Source organism: Streptomyces barringtoniae, from assembly GCF_020819595.1.
Taxonomy (GTDB): Bacteria; Actinomycetota; Actinomycetes; order Streptomycetales; family Streptomycetaceae; genus Streptomyces; species Streptomyces barringtoniae.
In genome coordinates, this window is sequence record NZ_JAJHNP010000032.1 from 1 (window position 1) to 17,819 (window position 17,819).

Sequence of the window (17,819 nt, forward strand, 5' to 3'; positions counted from 1 at the left end):
GTCGAAGTCGCCGGAGTCGACGCCGTCGTCCCGTGAGTCCTCCTCCGCCAGGCCGGTGTCGCCGTCAGCGGGCTCCCCGTCGACCGAGAGGTCGTCCGCGCCCCCGTCCGCGACGGAGAAGCCGTCGCAGCAGCAGACGCCCACCTCCGCGCCGCCGTCCTCGGAGAGTTCCGTTCCGGCCCCCGGCACGCCCGGCGGGTCGGCGACCACGCCCACTGAACAGCAGTCGGAGGAGACGCCCACCGAACAGCCGTCGGAGGAGACGCCCACCGAGCAGCAGCCGGAGGTCTCGCCCACTGAGCAGCAGCCGGAGGAGTCGTCCCCGGAGGAGCAGCCGGAGGAATCGCCTCCGGAGCAGCAGCCGGAGGAAACGCCTCCGGAGCAGCAGCCGGGGGAGCAGCCCGCGCAGTGAGCGGCCGTAGCCACCGGGCAGCGTGACCATCGCCACTGTGCGCGGTCGGCGAACGCCCCGGGGGACTGCGGAGCCCGGCACGGGGTACGAGGACAGGTGCAGCAGGCGACCTGGCCGGGCCGGGCTTTCCGAGAGAGACAGCATGACCAAGCACCTGGGCGGGGCAGTGATACCGACTGGCTTCGACGTACCCGTGGAGCCGCTGAGGCGCGCAGCGCACTACACCGGCGAACCCGGTTGCATCGCCGAGGCGCGTGCCTTCGCCGCGCGCTTCCTGGAGCAACTGCGCACCGAGTGGTGCGCCGTCGCCGACCGCCGCGCCTACGGTGAGCTGCTCCTGGTCGTGAGCGAACTCGTCACCAACGCCGACCGGCACAGCAACGGCCCGTACATCCTGGAACTGGAAGGCACGGACAGCGCCATCACGGTGTGCGTCTACGACAGCAGCTCCGCCCTTCCCCGCCGCTTCCCCACAGACCCCCAACGCGTGGGACGGCACGGCATGGAGATCGTGTACGCGCTGGCCTCCGAGGTCACCGCGGAGCGCGTGCCCGTGGGCAAACGGGTGCGTGTCCGCTTCGAACTCAGCCGGTGAACCGAACCGCCCGCTGAACCGGACCACGGAGGCGGCGGACGCGCCGCCGCCTCCTTCTCGGGGCCCCGATCCCAGGGATCTCGGGTTCCCGGTCTCAGACGCGGTCGACTTCGCCGAGCATCCCCTCGCGCAGCCGGGCGATGATCCGCTTGATCAGCCGCGACACATGCATCTGGGAGCAGCCGAGCTGTTCCCCGATCTCCGCCTGGGTGGCCTCCTCGACAAACCGCAGATGGATGATCTGCCGGTCCCGATCGCTGAGTTCCGCCATCAGCGGCGCGAGCGCGTGGAAGTCCTCCACGAGCCGCAGTCCCTCCTCCTCCACGCCGATGAAGTCGGCGAGCACCGCTTCGCCCTCCTCCGGCCCGTCGCCGGTGAGCGCGGCGTCCAGGGAGGCGGAGTTGTAGCCGTTGGAGGCGAGCTGGGCCTCGACCACCTCGTCCTCGGAGATGTTCATCAGGGTCGCCAGCTCGGCCACCGTCGGGTCCCGGTCCAGCCGGCTGGACAGCTCCTCACGCGCCTTGGCCAGCTCCACCCGCGCCTCCTGGAGCCGGCGCGGCACGTGCACCGCCCACGTCGTGTCCCGGAAGAACCGCTTGATCTCACCGACGATGTACGGCAGCGCGAACGAGGTGAACTCCACCTCGCGGGCCAGCTCGAACCGGTCGATGGCCTTGATGAGGCCGATCATGCCGGTCTGGACGATGTCCTCCATGTCGTCGCCGCGGCCCCGGAACCGTCCGGCCGCGAACCGCACCAGCGACATGTTCATTTCGATGAGAGTGTTGCGCGCGTACTGGTATTCGTGTGTGCCCTCGTCCAGCTCGGCCAGCCGGCGGAAGAACTGACGGGACAGCTCCCGTGCGTCACGTGGTGCGACGGACGCCGGTTCCGCAATGCCTGGCAGTGATACCGATGCCTCGCCCGTCCTGTCCTGCTCGGTCCTCTCGGCGACCTCTGCTTCCGACCGGATCACGGCGGTGTCCATTACCTCTCCCACGAAAGTCACGGCTCTGTGTCTGCCTCGGCGGCCTTTGCGTATCCATTTCCTGATGTTCGCCGCGTGTACCCGAAACATCCTGTTTCATGCGTACCAGCGGGCGTGCTCACGGGGCGGGTACCCCCGGTCACGCCGCGCATGCATGCCCGATGCCGGACCCGGAAAACGCCCGGTGCCTGTCCCGGAGGACGGGTTTCCCTCAGGGCGCAATGCCGCGCCCTTGTCCCACGGCTCGAGGCTCCTAGGCTGACGGGGGTGAGCGACCAGGTGAGCAACGAAGCCCGAGTGATCCCCCTGCGACCGGTGCCGGCCCGCTCCGCGACACCCGGGTCCGAGCCCGTGGCGGCCAAGGAGCCCCTGTGGCGCGACCTGGTCGGTGAGGTGCTGCGCCGTGAACGGCGGGCCCAGGACCGCACCCTCAAGGACGTGGCCGACGCGGCCAGGATCTCGCTGCCCTACCTGTCCGAGATCGAGCGGGGCCGCAAGGAGGCCTCCTCGGAGGTCCTCGCGGCCGCGGCGCACGCCCTCGGCCTGGGCCTCGGCGACCTGCTCTCCCTGGCACAGGGCGAGCTGACCAGGCGCGCGGGCGCCCAGCACCGGACGGCCGCCGCGCCGCACCGCCCCTACAACGGCCTCTGCCTGGCCGCCTGACGCGGCGGCCGGGTCACTTCTCGCGGAGCTGCCGGAAGAACGCCCGGACGTCGTCGATCATGAGGTCCGGCTCCTCCATCGCCGCGAAGTGGCCGCCCCGGTCGAACTCCGTCCAGCGCACGAGGTTCTCGGTCCGCTCCGCCCGGTGCCGCAGCGGCATCTGGGGGTCGGCCGGGAACACGGCCAGCGCGGTCGGCGCCGTCGAGGGCTCGGCCGGCTGCCACGCGCGGTCGCCGGCGACGTGGGCCCGCTCGTAGTAGATACGGGCGGACGAACCGGCCGTACCGGTCAGCCAGTACAGCATCACGTTGGTCAGCAGCCGGTCCCGGTCCACCGCCTCCTCCGGCAGCTCATCGCAGTCGGCCCACTCCCGGAACTTCTCGACGATCCAGGCGAGTTGACCGACGGGCGAGTCCGTCAGGGCGTAGCCGAGGGTGTGCGGACGGGTGGACTGCAGGCCCGCGTACCCGGCGCCGTCGCGGAGCCACGCGTCCCACCGGCGCCAGGACCGCAGGGTCCGCTCCCGCTCCTCGGGACCGAGCGCGGCCAGCTCCGCCTCGGTCGGCTCGGTGGCCGCCTGTGCGCCCGGCAGCAGATTGAGGTGGACGCCGATCACCCGCTCCGGATGCACGCGCCCCAGCTCGCGCGAGATCCCCGCGCCCCAGTCGCCGCCCTGCAGCCCGAACCGCTCGTAGCCGAGCCGTCGCATCAGCTCCGCCCAGGCGTCGGCCACCCGGCGCGCCTCCCAGCCCCGTTCGGTGGTGGGCCCGGACAGGCCGAAGCCGGGAATGCTCGGCACGACGACATGGAAGGCGTCCGCCGCGTCGCCGCCGTGCGCCACCGGGTCGGTGAGGGGACCGACCACATCCAGGAACTCCACGATCGAGCCCGGCCAGCCATGGGTGATCACCAGCGGCGTGGCATTCGGCTCCGGGGAGCGGACGTGGGCGAAGTGGACCTTGGCTCCGTCGATCGTGGTGGTGAACTGCGGCCACCGGTTCAGCTCGGCCTCGGCGGCCCGCCAGTCGTACTCGTGCCGCCAGTACCGCACCAGCTCCCGCAGATACCCGGCCGGAACGCCGTACTCCCAGCCGGCCCCCGGCAGCTCGGCCGGCCAGCGGGTGCGGTCGAGCCGGTCGTGCAGGTCGTCGAGGTCGCCCTGCGGCACCGACAGCCGGATGGGTTCGATGCGTTCGGCGGGTGTGGAGGTCATGATCGGGATGCTAGGCGGGGGCGCCGTTCGCCCGCCCGGATTATTCGGCGGTCCGGCCGAATTGTTCGGCGGCATGGCCGATGAGTTTCGCCGCGAGGATCGGTCCACACCCACGACCGTGTTCCCCGCCCAGGAGGTGCTCATGACCACCGACGGATTCGTCACCTGTCTCTGGTTCGACGGCCAGGCCGAGGAGGCCGCGCAGTACTACGTGTCGGTCTTCAAGAACTCCAGCATCGGTCGCGTCGGCCGCTACACCGAGGCCGGTCCCGGCCCGGCCGGCTCCGTGCTGGTCGTCGAGTTCACGGCCAACGGCCAGAAGTTCGTCGCGCTCAACGGCGGCCCCCAGTTCAAGTTCAACGAGGCGATCTCCTTCCAGATCATGTGTTCGGACCAGGAGGAGATCGACCACTACTGGGCCAAGCTCACCGAGGACGGCGGCGAGGGCGGCCCCTGCGGCTGGCTCAAGGACAAGTACGGCGTCTCCTGGCAGGTCGTCTACGACCGGATGCCCGATCTGCTCGGCGACCCGGACCAGGAGAAGGCGACCCGCACCATGAAGGCCATGCTGGCCATGGGCAAGCTGGACGTCGCCGCCCTGGAGAAGGCGTTCGCGGGGGAGTAGCGGACCCCGGTCGGTCCGCGACCGTCACCCGGCCTCGGCCAGGATCCCGGCGATGACATGCCGGGAGTTCTCCGCCAGGGCCGGGTTGGTGTCCCAGTAGTACGGCAGCTGGATCAGCGAGACCGACAGCGCCCAGCCCCGCCCCCGCGCCCACTGGGCGTCGTCGGCGCCGACGGCCTTGCGGAAGGTGTCCCGGACGGACGCGGGCAGCAGGTTCCAGGCCACGATCAGATCCACCGCCGGGTCACCGACTCCCGCGCAGCCGAAGTCGATGACCGCACTCAGCGGGCCGTCGTCGACCAGTACGTTCCCGGGGGAGAGGTCCCCGTGGGCCCACACCGGAGGCCCCGCGTGCCCCGGGGCCCGCAGGGACTCCTCCCACAGGGCCGTGACCGCGCCGGCGTCGACCCGTGCGCCCAGCTCGGCGACGGCAGCCCGGGTGGGCTCGTCCCGGTCCCGCAGCGGGCCGCCCCGGTAGCCGGTCGGCGCGTCCTGCGGGTCGATCCGGCGCAGGGCGCGCACGAACACCGCCAGGTCCTCGGCCAGCCGCTCCGGCTCCCGCACCGCGCCGGCCACCGGGTTGCGCCCCTGGATCCAGCGGAAGACGGACCAGGGCCACGGATAGCCCTCGTCCGGCTCGCCGATGCCCACCGGCTCGGGCACGGCGACCGGCAGCTGCGGCCCGAGCCGGGGCAGCCAGCGCTGCTCCAGTCCCACGTCCGCCACGGCGCCGGGCCGCCGGGGCAGCCGTACCAGCAGGTCGGCGCCGAGCCGGAACATGGCGTTCTCGGTGCCGGAGGACGGCAGCCGGCGTACCGGCAGCGCGGCCCACTGCGGGAAACGGCGGGCGACCAGGCGCTGGACCAGCGGGGCGTCGAGGTCGACCTCGTCCGCGTGCAGCCGCGGCGGACTGAGGCTGTCGTGGGCACTCATGGCGGCCCATCCCAGCGCCTCGACGCCCTCGCTGTCGACGGAATTTCCGCCGGGGCCCGGCCTCAGATCCGGTCGGCCGCGATCAGCAGGTACTGGAAACTGCCGTTGCGGTAGGCGTCCAGGAACGTGTCCTCGATGCCCGTGACCAGATGGTCGGCCTCCCGGCGCAGTTCCCAGTAGGGGATCGTCGCCTCGGTCAGGTCCTCGACGTGCACCGGCACCAGCCGGTTGCGGGCCATCGCCTTGAAGTACTCCGAGCGCGGGTGGATGTCGCAGATGTAGTGGGCGTTGATCAGCGACACCTCGCGCGAGGCCCGCCCGTAGGTGTCGTTGTAGCAGCCGGTGATCACCACATAGCGTCCGCCGCGGCGCAGCAGCCGGGCGTGCTCGGCGAACAGCAGGTCCAGCTCGACGTACATGGTGGACTCGTTGTTCCACGAGGCCGCGTACGCACCGGTCTCGAAGCCGGTGTCGAGCATGTTGCGGTGGTGGTAGCGCACCTTGTCGTCGATGCCCCGGCCGCGGGCCTGCTCGCCGGCGAACCCGGCCTGCTTGGCGGAGATGGTGACGCCGTCGGCGTGGCAGCCGTAGCGCAGATGCGCCACGACACTGCCCCCGCCCCGGCCGCAGCCGGCGTCGAAGACCCGGTCGGCGGGGGTCAGCGGGCCGAGATGCGAGGCGAGCAGTTCGGCCTGGGCGTGTTCCAGGCGGTGCAGTTCGGCGGTGACGCGGTCCCGGCGCCGGTCCGGATCGGGCTCGTCGAGCACCGTACGGTCGGCCGCTCCGATGCCGTAGTGATGGTGGTACAGGTCGTCGATCCGGCCGAGCTCGAGGTTGACCGGGTTCTCCTCGGCGTTCCAGTAGTCGGCGACCCGGCTCTGGTAGACGGACTGGGTCGGGACCGGAACGGACGTGGTCCGGGCAACGGGGACGGTGGTCAAAGGTGGCTCCTCGTGGTGCTTGTTACGGTGTTCCTGGTGCAGGTGACGGCGTTTCGGAAGAGGGCCGTCACCAGTAGTCGGGCAGGTGGTAGCGGTGGGTGTTGGTGGCGTGCCACTCGTGGTTGCCGGACACCCAGGCGGCGAGCCCCCGGGCATAGCGCTCCACCAGCGGCGAGGTGGCCGACAGCAGGGCCGACTCCTCCTCGAAGGCCGCCATGATCCGGTTGTGGATCCCGACGGACTTCAGATAGGCGGCCTTCAGCCCGCGCCGGTCGTTGGCGGCGACGACCTGCGGCAGGTTCAGATGGCCGGGGTCGCTGGCCAGCTCCTTCGTGAAGGAGTACAGGTCGTTGACGATCGTGGTGGCGTTGCAGGCGAGGGCGGTGATCCGCTGGATCTCGGGCCGGGCGTAGACCTGCTCGGGCAGCTCGTAGCCGTCCACGGCGTCGACGATCGACAGACAGGGGCGGAAGTTGTTGAACTGCCGCATCACCAGGTACTCCCACACGTGCGGCATGTACCGCGTCTCCGCCCAGGCGGCCTCCGCGAGGTAGCCCAGGTGCAGCCGGGCGATGTCCTGCACGAACCGGTCGGTCTGGCTGGGCGTGGCGAACCCGGCGAAGTCCTCCAGGGCGAAGTGGTACGAGCGCAGCGGACCGTCGGCCCGCATGCCCTGGCGCCACTCCTCCTCCAGCTCCGGGACGCCGTGGTAGGGATCGAGCGCCGACTGGGCCATGATCAGCCGGCCGCCGAGGCCACGGCGCGCCCCGCCCCGGCCCTCGTCCTCCTCGCAGTAGCAGGAGTCGACGATGTTCTCGGCGAGCAGCAGCTTTCCGGCGGCCGTGAGCCGGTCCACGTCCAGCGCGCCCGGATGCTGCAGTACGACGGCCCGGCCGAACTGGAAGCCGGAGAAGTCCCCCTTCCAGGCCTCCGGGAACAGATCCAGGCCACGGGCCCAGGTCTCCAGGCGCCGGTCGACCTCGGCGGCCTGCACCGGGTCGGCGGGCACGGCCGGCTGGTGGTGCAGCCCGGGGATCGCCCCCGTGCGGCGGGGTCTGCGCAGGCTGGCGGCGATGTCCGGCGGCCCCGGCAGAGTGTAGGAGGCGGCGGGGGTGTTCACGGTGTGCTCGGATGTCATTCGGGGAACCGGCCGATCTGTACGTTCTCCAGGATCCCGGCCGCGTCGGGCACGAGGATCGCCAGCGAGTAGTAGGCGGTCACGAGGTAGTTGATGATCGCCGCTGTGTCGATGCCCATGAACCGGACGTTCAGGCCCGGCTGGAACTCCTCGGGGATGCCGGTCTGATAGAGGCCGATCACCCCTTGGTCGGCCTCGCCGGTGCGCAGCGCGATGATGCTCGTGGTGTGGTCGTCACTGATCGGGATCTTGCTGCACGGGAAGATCGGCACCCCGCGCCACGCCGGTACCTCGTGGCCGTCGACGTTCGCGGTGCCGGGCACCAGACCGCGCCGGTTGCACTGCCGGAAGAACGCCGCGATCGCCTTGGGATGGGCCAGGAACACCTTGGTCTTGCGCCGCATCGACAGCAGCTCGTCCAGGTCGTCCGGGACCGGCGGGCCGGTGAAGGTGCTGATCCGCTGGCCGTAGTCGACGTTGTGCAGCAGCCCGAACTCCCGGTTGTTGACCAGCTCCCACTCCTGGCGCTCGCGGATCTCCTCGACCGTGAGCCGGAGCTGCTGCTGGGTCTGGTCCATCGGGTGGTTGTAGAGGTCGGCGACCCGGGTGTGCACCCGCAGCACGGTCTGGGTGAGGGACAACTCGTATTCGCGAGGGGCGAGTTCGTAGTCCACGAAGCCGCCCGGCAGCGTGGGCTCGCCGACATGGCCGGCCTGCACCGGCACCTCGGCCTCGCCCTTGCGGTTCATCGGCAGCCGCTGCCGCTCGACATAGGCCTGCAGATGCGCGGCGAGGGAGGGGACGCGCCCGGTGAACTCCTGCACGACGGCCCAGGGCAGCGCGAGCACCACCCCCGCGGTCTCGGCCCGCACCGAGGACAGCCACAGGGGGTCGGACTGCCCGACCGCCTCGTCGCCCATCTGGTCGCCGTCGGTGACGACCCCGGTGATCTCCTCGTCGCCGTACTTGCCGGTGGTGTAGCGGGTGAACCGGCCGTGGACGACCAGATAGGCCTCGGTCACCGGCTGGCCGGCCTCGAACAGCACCTGCCCGGCGCGCACCTCCCGCGGCTGGAAGCGGCCGGCGATCTCCCGCAGCACGTCGGTGTCGGGGTAGCCGCGCAGGATCGGCAGCTCGGTCAGCGTCTCCGGGACGACCCGGATGTCGTCGGCGCCGTTGTGCTCGAAGTGCACCCGGCCGCGGCCCGTGCGCAGCTGGAGGCGGCGGTTGACCCGGTAGGTGCCGCCCTTGACGTCCACCCACGGCAGGGTCTTCAGCAGCCATCGCGAGGTGATGGCCTGCATCTGCGGTTCGGACTTGGTGGTCGTGGTGAGCCGGCGTGCCGCCCGGGTGGACAGACTGGTGAGCTGCCCGTCGGCCGCGGGGTCGGGGGCTGGTTCGTCGACGGCGGGGCCGGCGGCGCTGTCCGGTGTGGTGGTCACATTCCCTCCAGCGGAGCTGCGTGCGAACAGGGGTGGCCGGATCGCCGGATGGTGAGCGTGGTGATCCTGCACCCGGGCCAAGCCAAACAGTCCTCGTGAGGTGCCCGATACAGCGCGAAGGGGGCTGATCATGACGCTCGGTGGTGTAAACCTGCTGATCGGGGCGCAACCGGCGAACCGTGTGCCCGGGCGCCGGTGCACTGCGCCCTCGCGCGGGTTCGCGTACGCCGGTGTGGTGAGCCTGCCTGCTGCTCAGGACAGGTCGGCGTACAGGACGGCCGCCCCGTCGAACCGGCCGGCCTTGAGGTCGCGAAGAGCCTGGGGGGCGCGGGAGAGCGGATAGGCGTGCGTGGTCGCGCGAACGCCGTGCCGGGCGGCCAGGGCGAGGAACTCCCGGCCGTCGGCACGGGTGTTCGCGGTGACGCTGCGCAGCTCCTTCTCGTAGAACAGCTCGGTCTCGTAGTGCAGGGGTGGTACGTCGGTCAGGTGGATCCCGGCGAGGGCGAGCACGCCGCCCCGGTCGAGGGCGCGCAGGGCCACCGGGACCAGCTCGCCGGCCGGGGCGAACAGGATCGCCGCGTCCAGCGGCTCCGGCGGCGCCTCGTCCAGGTCCCGCGCGGAGGCCGCGCCCAGTTCCAGGGCCAGCCTGCGGGCGGCGGGCTCCCGGGTGACCACATGCACGGTGGCACCCTCGGCGAGCGCCACCTGCGCGCACAGATGGGCGCTGCCCCCGAACCCGTACAGGCCGAGCCGCCCGCCCTTGGGCAGTCCGGTCCGCCGCAGCGCACGGAACCCGATGATTCCCGCGCACAGCAGCGGCGCAGCCGCCACATCGGCCAGGGCGCCGGGCAGCCGGTAGGCGAACGCGGCCGGCACGGTCGTGTACTCGGCGTATCCGCCGTCGGCGTCCCAGCCGGTGTACTCCGAGTACGGGCACAGGTTCTCGGCGCCCCGCACGCAGTACGCGCACACCCCGTCGGTGCGCCGCAGCCAGGCCACGCCCACCCGGTCACCCGCCGCGAAGTCCCGCACCCCGGCCCCGGCCCCCACCACCTCGCCGACCACCTCGTGCCCCGGGGTCACCCCGGCGCGGCGCACCGGCAGATCGCCCTCGGCGACATGCAGATCGGTCCGGCACACCCCGCAGGTGCGCACCCGCACCAGCAGCTCGTCCGCCCGCGGCACCGGCACGGGCCGCTCCACCAGCCGCAGGGGATGCCCGTCGACCGGTCCCGGCAGCACCACCGACCACGCCCGCATCGTGCCCGTCGTCATCGCACCGTCGCCTCCACTCCCATTGTCCGGGCGCTTCCCCGGTTCGGCGCGCGGGCCGACGGGCGGATCGCTAGCGTGAGCTTCGGAACGCAAGCCTCACAGGCGGGGGACCATCCGTACGGGACCGAAGACCAGGAGGGCCGCGAGCATGGCCGTACAACCCGAGGGAACGCCCTGTTGGGCCGATGCGATGTTCAACGACGTCGAGGGAGCCAAGCGGTTCTACGGCGACGTCCTCGGCTGGACCTTCGGCGAGTCGTCGTCGGAGTACGGCAACTACACGCAGGCCTACGCGGACGGCAAGGCGGTGGCGGCCGTGGTCCCGCCCATGCCCGGCCAGGAGGGCCAGTCGCAGTGGTGCCTGTACTTCGCCTCGCCGGACGCCGCCGCGACCGCGGAGAAGATCCGGGAGAACGGCGGCGAGGTGCTGATGGAGCCGATGCAGGTCGGCGACTTCGGCACGATGTGCCTGGCCCGCGAGCCCAGCGGGGCCGTCTTCGGCGTCTGGCAGGCCGGCAGCCACGAGGGCTTCGAGGCGACGGCGACGGCGGGCGCATACTGCTGGGCCGAGGTCTTCACCCGTGAGCCCGAGAAGGCAGACACCTTCCTCTCCGCCGTCTTCCCCTACCGGATGAAGGACATCGTGGACGACGCCGTGGACTTCCGGATGTTCGACGTCGGCGAGGAGACCGTCCTCGGCCGGATGCGGATGACCGACGACTTCCCGCCCGAGGTGCCGTCGTACATCAACGTCTACTTCACCGTCGACGACTGCGACGAGGCCGTGGCCCGTGCCACCAAGCTCGGCGGTGTCCTCCGCTTCGGGCCGATGAGCAGCCCCTTCGGCCGGTTCGCGGCGCTCAGCGACCCGCAGGGCGCGAACTTCTCCGTGATCGACATCGCGACCACGGAGGGTGAGATGCCCAAGGTCAAGGACGTCTGACCCACCCGCGACGGGGCCCGGCGCGGCCATGGCATGATCGTGCGTATGCGTGAACGTGTGGTGGCCGCGTGCGACGGGGCTTCGAAGGGAAACCCCGGACCGGCCGGATGGGCATGGGTGGTCTCGAACGGCGACGAGCGGACCCCCGCCCGCTGGGAGGCCGGGCCGCTGGGCCGGGCCACCAACAACGTCGCCGAACTCACCGCCCTGGAACGGCTGCTCACGGCCGTCGAGGCCGACGTGCCGCTGGAGATCCGCATGGACTCCCAGTACGCGATGAAGGCCGTCACCACCTGGCTGCCCGGCTGGAAGCGCAACGGCTGGAAGACCGCGGCCGGCAAGCCCGTCGCCAACCAGGACCTGGTCGTGCGCATCGACGCGCTCCTCGACGGCCGCACGGTCGAGTTCCGCTACGTCCCGGCCCACCAGGTCGACGGCGACCCGCTGAACGACTTCGCCGACCGCGCCGCCAGCCAGGCCGCCTCCGTGCAGCAGGCGGCCGGCAGCGCGCTCGGCTCGCCGGAGCCGCCGCCCTCGCCCGGCACCCCGAAGGCGGCCGCCCCGCGCAGGAAGGCGCCCCGCAGCACCGGCGGAGCGGCGTCCTCCCGCACCATCAAGGCGAAGTTCCCGGGCCGCTGCCTGTGCGGCCGCTCCTACGCGGCCGGCGAGTCCATCGCCAAGAACGCGCAGGGCTGGGGCCACCCGGAGTGCCGCACCGCCGAGGCCTGATCACACCGGGGCGGATCAGCTGTCGAACGTGTAGTACCGCGTGTGGTCCAGCAGGTCCGCCGGACGCACGTCGTTCCACGGCTTCATCGTCTCGTCCAGGTCCACGACGTCCGGCGTGCCGCCGGCCGGCAGGTACCCCGCGTCCGGGTGCCGCCGCTGCCACTGAGCCCACAGCTTGTCGACGTAGGCGTGGTGCAGCCAGAACACCGGGTCGTTGGGGGAGACCCCGGTGGCCATCTGCCCGCCGACCCAGACATGGACCCGGTTGTGCAGATTGACCCCGCGCCATCCCTCCAGGTTGTTGCGGAAACCGTCCGAGGCGCTGTTGTACGGCGCCACGTCGTACGTCGGCATCGACAGCACCGACTCGACCTCCGCCCGGGTCGGCAGCTCGCGCACGGCCGTGCCGAGCGAGCGGCGCAGGAACGTACGGCCGTCGACGCGTATGTTCAGCGGCCAGTTGCCGGTGGAGCCGGCGAACGGGCCGTCCGTCACCCGCCCGTCCGTGCTGCGCCCGGTGCCGCCGAGGAAGTCCGGCGCCCACAGCGAGGCACGCACGGTGCGGTCGGTGCTCCAGTCCCAGTACGGCAGCGCGACCGAGGAGTCCACCGACTGCAGCGCCCGCTCGAAGTCGAGCAGGAATCTGCGGTGCCAGGGCAGGAACGACGGTGAGCGGTGGCCGGTCCGCTCGCCGGTGTCGGTGTCCGACATGATGAACTCGTTGTGCGTGCGGACGAACTCGTCGTAGCGCCCGTTGCGCTTGAGCTCGAGGACGGCGGACACGAACCGCTTCTTCTCGTCGGCGGTCAACGTGGCCTGGTTCTTGCGTACGGTCATGGTGCGCGATGCTCCGAAGTCCTTGCGGGGGCGGTCAGTTGGCGGGGAAGGGCAGCAGCGGGGCGCCCTGCAGCTCGTCCACCGCGGTCCGGGCGGCGGCGCGCGGGGTGGGCACCGGTGCGTAGTGGCTGACGACGCTGATCCAGCTGCTGTCGGCGTTGCGCATCACATGCAGCTGGACGCCGTCGATCAACACCTCGTACCCGCCGCCGTGTTCGTGGTGATGGCCGCCGTGGCCCGTCATCGGCCGGCCCTGTATCCGGCGGCCCTTGTAGACCTCGTCGAAGGTCTCCGGCATCGGCATGGGGTGGTCGTGGCCGGCGGCCGAGGCGGCGGGTGCCGTGAGGGTGGTCACGGTGGCCGTCACGGCGAGGGCCGCCGTCGCGGTGAGCGCGCGGCGCCGGGTGATGTCGGGCATACGGGTCCTCCTGGAGGGTGTTCCGGTGGGTGACGACGCATGCCTATCGGGGGCTTCGGGGCGGGAAGAAATCGCCCGGAACCGGTTGGCTGCGATCCGGACAATTGCCCACATGTCGTACAGGTTTGAACCAAGGTGATCTTGCCGTGGTCGGCGGGCGATGTGCCCGGAACGGGGAATTCCTTGCCGCCGCGGCCCCGATTCCGCTGATCCTTCTCGTCCGCGGGCCGTCCGAGTGGTCCGGATCACCACACCAAACTGACGCGATCGGGCGGCCCGGCCGCCCTGCTACCCTGCGGTGCCGTCCGACTGCATAGGGTGACTGTCAGGGGTGTGTGCGTGAAGGTCGTCTGCGTCGGAGGCGGGCCCGCGGGTCTGTACCTCGCCATCCTGCTCAAGCGACAGAACCCGTCCCATGACATCACCGTCCACGAGCGCGACCCCGAGGGCTCGACCCACGGCTGGGGCGTGACCTACCGGCGCGGCCTCCTCGACCGGCTCCGGGAGCACGACCTCGCCTCGGCGCGCGCCATCGAGGACGCTTCCGTCCGCTGGAGCGAGGGCGTCGCCCACGTGGGCGGCCTGACGATCCGACGCCACGGTGACGAGGGTTTCGGCATCGGCCGCCACCGGCTGCTCGGCCTGCTCGCCGACCGGGCCCGCTTCCTCGGCGTCCGGCTGGAGTTCGCAAGCGGCATCACCGAACCGCCGGCCGGCGCGGACCTCGTCGTCGCGGCCGACGGGCCGCACAGCGCCCTGCGCACCCGCCGTGCCGCGGCCTTCGGCACCCGGATCACTCCGGGCTGCAACCCCTACGTCCGGCTCGGCACCACCAAGGTCTTCGACGCCCTCACCTTCGCCTTCACCGAGACCGAGCACGGCTGGATCTGGGTGCGCGGCCACGGCTGCGGCGGCGAGTACAGCACCTGTGTCGCCGAGTGCTCCCCGGAGACGTTCACCGGGCTCGGCCTGGACCGGGTGACGCAGGCGGACGGCCTCACCCTGCTGGAGCGACTCTTCGCCGATGTCCTCGACGGCCACCCGCTCACCGGCCACCCCGGTGCCGGCTGGCTGACCTTCCGCACCGTCACCAACCGCACCTGGCACCACGGCAACCTGGTGCTGCTCGGCGACGCCGCCCACGCCACCCACTACTCCGGCGGCGCAGGCACCGCCGAAGCGCTGGAGGACGCCATGTGCCTCGCCCGCGCCCTGCACGAGCACACCGGCCTGACCGACGCCCTCGCCGCCTACGAGCGCCGGCGCACGGCCGAACTGCTGCCCGTGCAGAGCGCGGCCCGCCACAGCGCCCAGTGGTACGAGAACCTGCCCCGCTACATCAACCTCCCCCCGCACCGGATGTTCGCCCTGCTCGGCCGGCGCCACTCGCCCCTGCTGCCGTACGTCCCGCCGCAGCTGTACTACGGCCTCGACAAGGCGGCCGGCCGGCTGGAGGCACTGCACAGGTTCAAACGGTGGCTCGGCCCCAGGGCGGCGCGCCCCCCGCACACCTGGTCCCCGGCCCGGCGCGGCTAGGTCCCGCCCGTTCCCGCCGCCCCGGCACCCCCTGGTTTCCCCCACACCCGAGGAGTCCCGTCCATGGCCGTACCCGTCTCGTTCGACCAGACCTCCGCCGGCTACAGCCTGCAACGCGCCTACTGGCTGGCCCGCGCCGCCGACCTGGCCTACAAGGACCCCGCCGTCGTCGCGGACCAGGCCGCCCAGTGGGGGTTCGACCAGGTGCGCCACCACGAGACCCGCTTCACCCCGCCCTTCCCGCTGCAGGACACCCAGGCGTACACCGTGGCCAGCGACCGGATGATCGTCACCGCGTTCCGCGGCACCGAACCCGCCCAGATCAAGGACTGGCTCACCGACGCCACCACCCCGCCCAGGCCCGGACCCGGCGGCAACGGATACGTCCACCACGGATTCGCCGAGGCCCTGGAATCGGTCTACCCGGCCGTCCACCGGACCCTCGCCGAGCTGCGCACCGACGGCCAGACCGTGTACTTCACCGGGCACAGCCTGGGCGGCGCCCTCGCGATGCTGGCCGGCGCCCGGATGTATCTGGAGGACCCGCACCTGGCCGCCGACGGCGTGTACACCTACGGCCAGCCGCGCACCTGCGACCGGCTGCTCGCCGAGGCCTTCCACAAGGGATTCGGCGGCCGCATGTACCGCTTCGTGAACAACAACGACATCGTGCCCCAGCTCCCGCCCGAGCCCGCCTTCACCCATGTCCGCGCCCTGCGCTACATCGACTCGCACGGCCGGCTGCACGAGAGCATGCCGATGCTGTCGGCGCTCACCGACCGGGCGACCGGACTGACCGCCGACGCCTTCGCACCCGCCTCCGACGGCATCCGGGACCACTTCATGCACAACTATCTGGCGGCCCTGGAGAAGAACCTCGACTGAGTGCCCCGCGCCGGCGCCGGAAACGTTGGTGAATGGCCATTCACCCGATAATGTGAATGGCCATTCACCGAGCACCGTGCCGTCCACAGGAGCGCCGAATGGACCAGCCCGCCCCGATACCCCGGCCGCCCGGCCCGGTCATGCCGCTCCCGCTGCGGGACCGGCTCACCATCCCGGTGCTGGCGTCGGGCGGCATCCTCATGGCGGTCATGCAGACCGTCGTCGTCCCCCTGCTGCCGGACCTGCCCCGGCTCACCGGCGCCTCCGCCGCAACCGTCTCCTGGACGGTCACCGCGACCCTGCTCTCCGGCGCCGTCCTCACCCCGGTGCTCGGCCGGGCCGGCGACATGTACGGCAAGCGCCGGGTGCTCACCGGTGCGCTCGCCCTGATGACCATCGGCTCGGTGCTGTGCGCCCTGACCTCCGACATCGGCGTGCTCATCGCCGCCCGCGCACTCCAGGGCGCCGCCGCCTCCGTCGTACCGCTGTCGATCAGCATCCTGCGCGACGAACTCCCGCCGGAACGGCGGGGTTCGGCGGTGGCGCTGATGAGCTCCACCGTCGGCATCGGCGCCGCGCTCGGCCTGCCGCTCGCCGCGCTGGTCGTTCAGTACGCCGACTGGCACACCATGTTCTGGCTCACCAGCGCCCTGGGTGCGATGGGCGTCGGCGCGACCTGGTGGGCGGTCAGGGAGTCGCCGGTGCGCGAGCCCGGCCGGTTCGACGTGCCCGGCGCACTGGGGCTCGCCGCCGGGCTCGTGTGCCTGCTGCTGGGCGTCTCGCAGGGCGGCTCCTGGGGCTGGGGGAGCGCCCGGGTCCTCGGGCTGTTCCTCGGCGCCGGCGTCGTCCTCGCCCTGTGGTGGTGGCAGCAGCTGCGCGCCGAACGGCCGCTGGTCGACCTGCGGTTGGCCGTCCGGCCGCGGGTGGGCCTGCCGCATGTCGCCGCCCTGCTCACCGGGTTCGCCTTCTACGCCAACTCGCTGGTCACCGCCCAGCTGGTACAGGCACCGAAGGCCACCGGCTACGGCCTCGGCCTGTCGATCGTCGCCACCGGTCTGTGTCTGCTGCCCGGCGGGGTGACCATGCTGCTCCTCTCGCCGCTGTCGGCCCGCATCTCGGCCGCGCGGGGCCCGCGGATCACCCTGGCGCTGGGTGCCGCCGTCATCGCCTGCGGCTACGGGGTCCGCATCGCCGACAGCCGCGACCTGTGGATGATCATCGGCGGGGCCACGGTCGTGGCGAGCGGGACCACACTCGCCTACTCGGCGCTGCCGACGCTCATCCTGCGGGCGGTACCGGCCGGGCAGACCGCCTCCGCCAACGGCGTCAACGTCCTCATGCGCACCGTCGGCCAGGCCACCTCCAGCGCCGCCGTCGCCGCCGTCCTCGTGCACCACAGCAGCCCCGTGGGCGGCGTACCGGTCCCCACCCTGCACGGCTATCTGCTCGCGTTCGCGATGGCGGGCGCCCTCGCCCTCGCCGCCTGCGCCGCCGCCCTGTCCATCCCCGGCGACGGCACCCCGGACGGCACCCGCCCTGCCACGGACGCCACCCGCGGCGCCCGCGACCAGGCCATGGAGGGAGTACAGGAGACGTGAGCACGCCACCCGCACCGGGTCTGTCCGCCCGCCGCGACGCCGAGGCCACCAAGGCGGCCATCCTCACAGCGGCCCGCCATCTCCTCGCCCGGCACGCGCACGCCGACATCACGCTCAGGGCCGTCGCCGAACGCGCCGGTGTGAGCCCGCCGTTGATCGTGAAGTACTTCGGCAACAAGGACACCCTGTTCGCCCGCGTGATGTCCTTCGGCACCGACGCGGACGCCCTGCTGGACGCGCCGCTCGCCGGTCTCGGCCGGCACATGGCCCGGCACGTCCTCGCCAGCCAGCGCGAGCGCGGCGCCGATCCGCTGCTGCGCATCGCCTTCGCCCCGCTGCACGGCGACCGCGGCGACATCCTGCGCGCCAACTTCCGCGCCCAGGTGACCGAACGCCTCGCCGCCCGGCTCACCGGCCCCGACCCTGGCCTGCGCGCTGAACTCGCCGTCGCCGCACTCGTCGGCCTCGGCGTGATGTACGGCATCGCACGCGGCCCGCACCTTCGGCAGACCGACGTCGACACCATCGCCGACCGCTACGGGCCGCTCGTCCAGGCCCAGTTGACCCCGGACAGCCCGCCCGGCGAGCCTCGCCCGGCCCGGTGAGCGGGGCCTCCGCGGACCTGCGGAAGGCCGCTTCGTCGGCAAG

General features: G+C 72.0%; 19 protein-coding genes. 9 read left to right on the forward strand and 10 right to left on the reverse strand.

The genetic code is table 11. The features are described from left to right. Nucleotides 1–297, reverse strand: a 297-nt coding sequence (locus LMU33_RS37845) for a hypothetical protein (RefSeq protein ID WP_228626066.1), incomplete at its 3' end; no start/stop codon positions are given. Nucleotides 298–554: 257 nt separating this feature from the next. On the opposite strand from LMU33_RS37845, the gene LMU33_RS37850 reads away from it, so the two are divergent. Next, nucleotides 555–1,007, forward strand: a complete 453-nt coding sequence (locus tag LMU33_RS37850) for an ATP-binding protein (protein ID WP_228626068.1) — start codon at nt 555–557, stop codon at nt 1,005–1,007. A 94-nt stretch (nt 1,008–1,101) separates the two neighbouring features. Here LMU33_RS37850 and LMU33_RS37855 read toward each other — a convergent pair whose 3' ends face one another. Further along, nucleotides 1,102–1,995: an RNA polymerase sigma factor SigF gene (locus LMU33_RS37855; protein ID WP_228626071.1), complete on the reverse strand. Its 894-nt coding sequence runs from the start codon at nt 1,993–1,995 to the stop codon at nt 1,102–1,104. Between the two features lie 267 nt (nt 1,996–2,262). On the opposite strand from LMU33_RS37855, the gene LMU33_RS37860 reads away from it, so the two are divergent. Then, complete coding sequence (locus LMU33_RS37860; protein ID WP_308280842.1) at nt 2,263–2,658, forward strand: helix-turn-helix domain-containing protein; 396 nt, start codon at nt 2,263–2,265, stop codon at nt 2,656–2,658. A 13-nt stretch (nt 2,659–2,671) separates the two neighbouring features. Here the strand turns inward: LMU33_RS37860 and LMU33_RS37865 are convergent, their stop codons facing one another. Beyond that, nucleotides 2,672–3,871, reverse strand: coding sequence for an epoxide hydrolase family protein (locus LMU33_RS37865; RefSeq protein WP_228626074.1), 1,200 nt, complete (start codon nt 3,869–3,871; stop codon nt 2,672–2,674). Nucleotides 3,872–4,013: 142 nt separating this feature from the next. On the opposite strand from LMU33_RS37865, the gene LMU33_RS37870 reads away from it, so the two are divergent. Beyond that, nucleotides 4,014–4,496 (forward strand): VOC family protein, encoded by a 483-nt coding sequence (locus LMU33_RS37870; RefSeq protein WP_228626076.1) that lies wholly within the window; start codon nt 4,014–4,016, stop codon nt 4,494–4,496. Nucleotides 4,497–4,520: 24 nt separating this feature from the next. On the opposite strand, the gene LMU33_RS37875 is transcribed toward LMU33_RS37870, so the two are convergent. The 5 genes from LMU33_RS37875 to LMU33_RS37895 form a co-directional block, all read right to left on the reverse strand. Beyond that, nucleotides 4,521–5,429, reverse strand: a complete 909-nt coding sequence (locus LMU33_RS37875) for an aminoglycoside phosphotransferase family protein (protein ID WP_228626079.1) — start codon at nt 5,427–5,429, stop codon at nt 4,521–4,523. Nucleotides 5,430–5,491: 62 nt separating this feature from the next. Continuing rightward, nucleotides 5,492–6,370, reverse strand: coding sequence for a geranyl diphosphate 2-C-methyltransferase (locus tag LMU33_RS37880; protein ID WP_228626081.1), 879 nt, complete (start codon nt 6,368–6,370; stop codon nt 5,492–5,494). 67 nt (nt 6,371–6,437) lie between these two features. Further along, entirely contained in the window at nt 6,438–7,508 is a 1,071-nt protein-coding gene (locus LMU33_RS37885; protein ID WP_228626084.1) for a family 2 encapsulin nanocompartment cargo protein terpene cyclase, read from the reverse strand. After that, on the reverse strand, nt 7,505–8,950 hold the full coding sequence (locus LMU33_RS37890) for a family 2B encapsulin nanocompartment shell protein (protein ID WP_228626086.1): 1,446 nt from the start codon (nt 8,948–8,950) through the stop codon (nt 7,505–7,507). The genes LMU33_RS37885 and LMU33_RS37890 overlap by 4 nt, the downstream gene beginning before the upstream one ends. Before the next feature lie 252 nt (nt 8,951–9,202). Continuing rightward, nucleotides 9,203–10,210, reverse strand: a complete 1,008-nt coding sequence (locus LMU33_RS37895) for a zinc-binding alcohol dehydrogenase family protein (protein ID WP_228626214.1) — start codon at nt 10,208–10,210, stop codon at nt 9,203–9,205. Nucleotides 10,211–10,373: 163 nt separating this feature from the next. On the opposite strand from LMU33_RS37895, the gene LMU33_RS37900 reads away from it, so the two are divergent. Further along, the gene (locus LMU33_RS37900) at nt 10,374–11,168 is read left to right on the forward strand and encodes a VOC family protein (RefSeq protein ID WP_228626088.1); all 795 of its coding nucleotides are present in this window, start codon (nt 10,374–10,376) and stop codon (nt 11,166–11,168) included. 33 nt (nt 11,169–11,201) lie between these two features. Then, complete coding sequence (locus LMU33_RS37905) at nt 11,202–11,897, forward strand: ribonuclease H family protein (protein WP_228626090.1); 696 nt, start codon at nt 11,202–11,204, stop codon at nt 11,895–11,897. A gap of 15 nt (nt 11,898–11,912) precedes the next feature. On the opposite strand, the gene melC2 is transcribed toward LMU33_RS37905, so the two are convergent. Continuing rightward, nucleotides 11,913–12,734, reverse strand: a complete 822-nt coding sequence (gene melC2 / locus LMU33_RS37910) for a tyrosinase MelC2 (protein WP_228626092.1) — start codon at nt 12,732–12,734, stop codon at nt 11,913–11,915. Nucleotides 12,735–12,768: 34 nt separating this feature from the next. Beyond that, nucleotides 12,769–13,152, reverse strand: a complete 384-nt coding sequence (melC1, locus tag LMU33_RS37915; protein ID WP_228626094.1) for an apotyrosinase chaperone MelC1 — start codon at nt 13,150–13,152, stop codon at nt 12,769–12,771. Between the two features lie 339 nt (nt 13,153–13,491). Here melC1 and LMU33_RS37920 point away from each other — a divergent pair, with 339 nt between their 5' ends. The 4 genes from LMU33_RS37920 to LMU33_RS37935 all read left to right on the forward strand — a co-directional run bounded on the left by LMU33_RS37920 (nt 13,492) and on the right by LMU33_RS37935 (nt 17,776). After that, entirely contained in the window at nt 13,492–14,688 is a 1,197-nt protein-coding gene (locus tag LMU33_RS37920; protein ID WP_372478137.1) for an FAD-dependent monooxygenase, read from the forward strand. 63 nt (nt 14,689–14,751) lie between these two features. Then, the gene (locus tag LMU33_RS37925; RefSeq protein ID WP_228626096.1) at nt 14,752–15,573 is read left to right on the forward strand and encodes a lipase family protein; all 822 of its coding nucleotides are present in this window, start codon (nt 14,752–14,754) and stop codon (nt 15,571–15,573) included. Between the two features lie 98 nt (nt 15,574–15,671). Further along, nucleotides 15,672–17,171 (forward strand): MFS transporter, encoded by a 1,500-nt coding sequence (locus LMU33_RS37930; protein WP_228626098.1) that lies wholly within the window; start codon nt 15,672–15,674, stop codon nt 17,169–17,171. Next, nucleotides 17,168–17,776 (forward strand): TetR/AcrR family transcriptional regulator, encoded by a 609-nt coding sequence (locus LMU33_RS37935; RefSeq protein ID WP_228626101.1) that lies wholly within the window; start codon nt 17,168–17,170, stop codon nt 17,774–17,776. Before LMU33_RS37930 ends, LMU33_RS37935 begins: the two co-directional genes overlap by 4 nt. The last annotated feature ends 43 nt before the right edge of the window (nt 17,777–17,819 follow it).